This is a genomic window from Fusobacterium sp., assembly GCF_030528405.1.
In the GTDB taxonomy this organism is placed as follows: Bacteria; Fusobacteriota; Fusobacteriia; order Fusobacteriales; family Fusobacteriaceae; genus Fusobacterium.
In genome coordinates, this window is sequence record NZ_JAUMYY010000064.1 from 1 (window position 1) to 5,214 (window position 5,214).

1 protein-coding gene is annotated in these 5,214 nt (G+C 26.2%); it reads right to left on the bottom strand.

Going from position 1 to position 5,214, the window contains the following annotated elements:
• The coding region (locus Q4A58_RS07865; RefSeq protein ID WP_303118126.1) for a hemagglutinin repeat-containing protein at positions 1-5,214 on the bottom strand (5,214 nt) is incomplete at both ends.

Consider the following 5,214-nt stretch of genomic DNA (forward strand, 5'->3'; position numbering starts at 1 on the left):
GGCTTGAATCTTTTCTTTCTGATTTATCCTGTTTTGATTCTATAACTATATTCTTTGCTTTAATATCTAATTTATCTGCTTCAACATTCGCGCCAGATAAAGTTAAGTTTTCTGAATCAGTTTTAAATTTTCCTCCTACATTTATAAGGGAATTTTCATAAGCCGTTCCTGCTCCTCTGCTTTTAGCTCCTGAATTTGAAAAACCAATGCTCATAGGATTTGCATTTAATGAAATATTTCCACTTATTCCACTGCTTGAAGAAGAACTTGATGATTTTGATTTTTCTTCTACCGCTTTAATATTTATATTTTCTTTTGCTTTTAAATTTAAATCTTTTTTAGCTGTAATATCTGTTCCTTCAATTAATATACTTCCATCTTTAGAATATATATTTATATTTTCTCCGGCAATAGAATTTTTAACCGCCTTTTCATCGTATACTTCCGATTTTGATTTACTCTTTGATAAACTTATACTCAAACTTAAATAGTCATCGGGATTTTTTGATATTCCTTCTAAACCTGTTGATGAACTGTCACCATTGTTTTTAGAATTATCTGTTAATATTGCATTTGTCGCCTTAGCACCATCTTTAATAGCACCAACTAATTTAGAAGCTGTATTTGCTATATCATAGCCGTTTCCTGAAAAATCTGTTAATTTTTCTACATTCTTTATATTTTCTATAGTATTTACTATTGCAGAATTTACTCCTACACTTGCGCCTATCCTTGATGAACTTTGTTTTGTTACATTTTCATAAGTGTTATTTGCTGTTGTAAGTTCTACTCCCTTATCTCCTGATATGTTTATATCTTTATCTGCATAGATATTAACTGATTTTCCTTTTACCTTATTGCCTGCTTCTATATCAATATTTTGTGCAGATGTTATTTCTGATGAATGTTGTGTTACTGTTGTTGTATCTGATGAAAATTTATCCTTTCCATAAGATATGGAAATATTTGTTGGGCTTATGCTTCCTGCAAATCCTTTTTTCTCTGTCTTTACCTTACTATATGATTCTGTTTCTAAAGGATTTATTATTACATTATTTCCCTTCAATTTTATATTTCCTGTTGATACAACATTTACTCCCTCAAGAACTAAATCATTTTTACTGTCATAAACTAGCCCTTTATTTCCTGATATTGTAGCCGATTTTATAGCTGATTCCTGATAATTTTCAGTAGTTGTAGACTTAGATATAAGCCCTCCGAATCTGCTCTTGCTTGTTTTATGATAAGAATAATTAATATCTTTTACTCCTGCCTGAGTAATATTTCCTTTAGCTGAAATATTTGCTTCTCCTTCAACTCCTGCCTGAATATTACTTCCAAGTATAGCCACATCTTTTCCGCTTTCAATATTTATATTGTTTCCAACTATATTTGATTCCACATTATGAGTTGAATAATTAATGCTATGGCTTGATTTTGAGCCTCCAAATCTTTTTTTACTTGTTTCTTTCTTTTCAAAATACTGACTGTCAGTAGCAGATACAATATTTATATCTCCTTCAGCTTTAAGATTTAATTTATCTTTGGCAACTATATCAGAACCTTTAATATTAATTTTTGAATTTCCAAATAATTCAATATTTTTACCTTCTATAGAACTCCCAATATTACTAATATTTTTCTTAATTACATAATTTTCTCCTCCACCATTTTTTTCATAAAATAAGTTCTCAGAAGTCTCTACATTGATTTTATTTGCTTTCAATATTATATTTTCATTAGCATTAAGTTTTGAGCCTTTTATTTCTACATCACCAACTGCAATAAGCTTTAAATTTTCCACAGAAGAAATAGAACTTCCTATATTCTTTACTTCATTTTTTTCATAATTTTTTTTCAATATTTTATTTTGAAGTTTTAAACTCTCTATTTGAATATTATTTCCAACAAGTTCTAAATCCCCTTTTGCTTTTATAATAGAACCAATATTTTTAATGTTTTCAGTTTTAATCTCTAGTTTTTTTCCTGCCTCAATATTTCCAATATTTTCTAATTTACTGATTAAACTTCCCTCAATATTTTCATTTTCTCTATAAGTAACTGTATTTAAAATATCACCTTCAGAATGTATTTGTAAATTTTCTTTAGCTATTAATCTTGCCCCTATGTTACTTAAATTTTTTTTGATTTTTAATTCAATATTTTCACCTTCTATTTTTGATTCACTTCCAGAAAGTGATTTATTTAATAAATTGTCTGTAGAAATTTTTATCTTTTTTGCATTGATATTAGAGGTATTCCCTATATTTTCTGCATTTATGACTAAATTTTCTCCTGCTTCCAAAGATGAATTGGCTTTCTTTAAATTAGCTAAAGTTGCCTTTGTTAAATATAGCTTAGGAACCAAAACCTTTTCTCCTGCAACTTCTTCCTCCACATACCAGATTATATCTTTATTAAGTTTATTAATTTGTTCCTTAGTTAGAGCTATTCCAAGAGATAAATTTAAATCTTTTTGTGCTTCGGCACCATTGTCATAAAGATATTGCATCTGCTCTTTTTCACTTTTAAAATTATGCAGATATCTTCTTCCTGTTCCTTCCAATACCGTTTTATTTATAAGTCTTGTTTCATAGAATGAATCCCCTAATAATCTTACATCTCTATCAGGATTAAAGTTTATTCTTTTAAAGAAATAATCTGAACCCAGATAAAGAGATTTATCTAAAAATTTAATATTTGTTTCAATCAAATAAGTAAAGCCTGGTTTAGTAGAATTTTTATCTATTTTATTTAATTTAAATAGACCTGTCCCAATATTTTTATCATCGCTATATTTTTCTTTGTTTATTTCATCTACTTTCGTAAACAAATCTTTTTTATCTATTTTTTCCTTTCTTTCATCTAAGCTATCGCTGTTTGGAATAAAAATATAGTTAGATGTGTTTATTACTTCCATTTCATCAATACTCTTCTTATTAAAAACAACAGAATCAACATTTATATTTCTCTTCGTAATCTCAGAGCTTGTATTTTCTGAAAATACACCATTCCCAACTTTTGTTGCATTTATGACAAGATTTCCTCCAGCAGATATTGTACTTTTCTTATCTGCTCCAACATATTGAGTTACTGTATCCATATATTTTAAGATTGTTCCCGTTACTCTTCTGATTCTTGTACTAGAATTTCTATTTTGTGCAGCTTCACTGCTTCCTTCACGCTCAATTTCTTCTTCTCTATAAGTAAGTGCTTTCCAAAAATAATTTGTTTCTACTTTCTTTAAAAAGTTATTATTTATTAATTCTTTCGCTTTTATATTTATATTTTTGTTTGAAACTATACTTCCCTCTTGATTTTCAATTTTTTCTTTTGCATTTAAGTTAATATTAGCATTACTTCTAATACTACTTAATTTACTCATGTAGTTACTCTTAATTCCATCAAAATAGTCAATTTTAAATTCTCCAAGATAATGTTTATCACTTCCAAATTTATTTATATTATATGTATCTACTAAATTTTGAAAATAATTTAATGCTCTATTCTTTTGTTCTTGACTTATATTAATATTCATTTCAGCTGGTGTAACTTTTCCTCTTATTTCATGGCTTCCGCTAAGTTCCCCAATATTTTTTATATTCTTAGCTTCTATCTTTAAATTTCCTATGCTTGTTATATCGCCTACTCTATTTTCAAAATCTCCATTCAAACCCTTTATATCTAAATTACCAGCACTGTAAATATCTGCTTTCTCATTTAAAAATTTCTTTTCAAAAGCAATATCCATATTTTCTGTTGAATAAAAAACAGCTCCATTGCTGTTTGTTATATTATCTGCAACTATTTTTAAATCTTTATTTGTAGCTATCTGTCCTTTATTTTCTAATTCTATTGTACTTATTTCTGTTGTTCCGATTGAACTTAAGAAACCTGAATTTACTAGTTCATTTTTTACCCTTACTTTATTTTTATTTACCCCTAAGTTTATACTTCCGTTATTTTTTAAACTATTTACATCTATATCAGTGCTAGATACAGCTTCTATTTTATCTTTATTTATTATATTATCAGCATTTATTTTTAAATCTTTTCCACTTGTTATCTTCTTACTGTTTACTAAATTTCCTTTTAAATTAAGACTTATACTTCCATTATTCTCAAAATCAGAGTTATTTATAAAAGATTTTGCATTAATTTCTAGTAAATTATTTGCAAGATAAGTTCCTTCAAGCTTAAAGTCATTTTCTGTTTCTATTTTTAAATTATTTTTTGCTGAAATTTGTCCATTTATATTTTTTATATCAGAACTCAATATATTTATATTTTCTGTATTTATCTTTCCATTTATATTTTTTAAGGATTCTGTTATTTCTACTTCTTTACTCTCTATTTTTGCTGTGTTATTAAGCTTTTTTACTTTTAGATTATTTCCAATATAAAATTTATCAGAGTTTACTATTTCAGTGGCATCGACATTATTACTTATCCTTATAGTTCCTCTATTATTTATATTTTTTGTTTCAAAATCTTTTGCCTTTAACTCTGCATTAACAGAATTATCAAAGCTATTTACTTTTAATGTTTTTACTACTTCAATATTTTTATTATTTTCTATACTGTCACTCTCAAGATTTATAGAAAATACAAATCCCTTATTTTTTAACTTGTTACTATTTAAAGTTTCTGATAATATTTTTCCCTCATTTAAAATATCTTTAGCCTTAACAAGTTTAGAGTTTAATTCTTTTTCATTTTCAATGTTTTTAATATCAGTTAAAATTGAGTTTACTTTTCCTTTATTTTCTAATTTATCTGCTACAATATCTTTAATTGCAGTAAGAAGATTATTGTTTTTAATTTTTTTTGCACTGATATTCTCAGCCAAAGTTTCTCCAGAATTTAAAAATTCATCAAGTTTTAGAATTTTAGCTTCAATATTTCCAGCATTTTCAATGCTCTTTGAATTTAAATTAGCACTGTAGATATTTGCTATATTAGAATTATTAATAGTATTGGCATTTAAAGTTTTAGTAGATATAATAGATTTTTTATTTTCTATTTCTTCTGTATTGATATTCTCCGCTAATACAGATCCTGTGTTTTTTAACTTAGTATTCTCAATATTTCTTGAGATAATTTTTCCACTATTTTCAATTTCCTTTATATTAATTACTTCTGTTCTTAAATCTGCAGTTGAAAAATTTATAAGTTTATCTGAACTTATAGATTTATTAGTAATTAAACTATTTT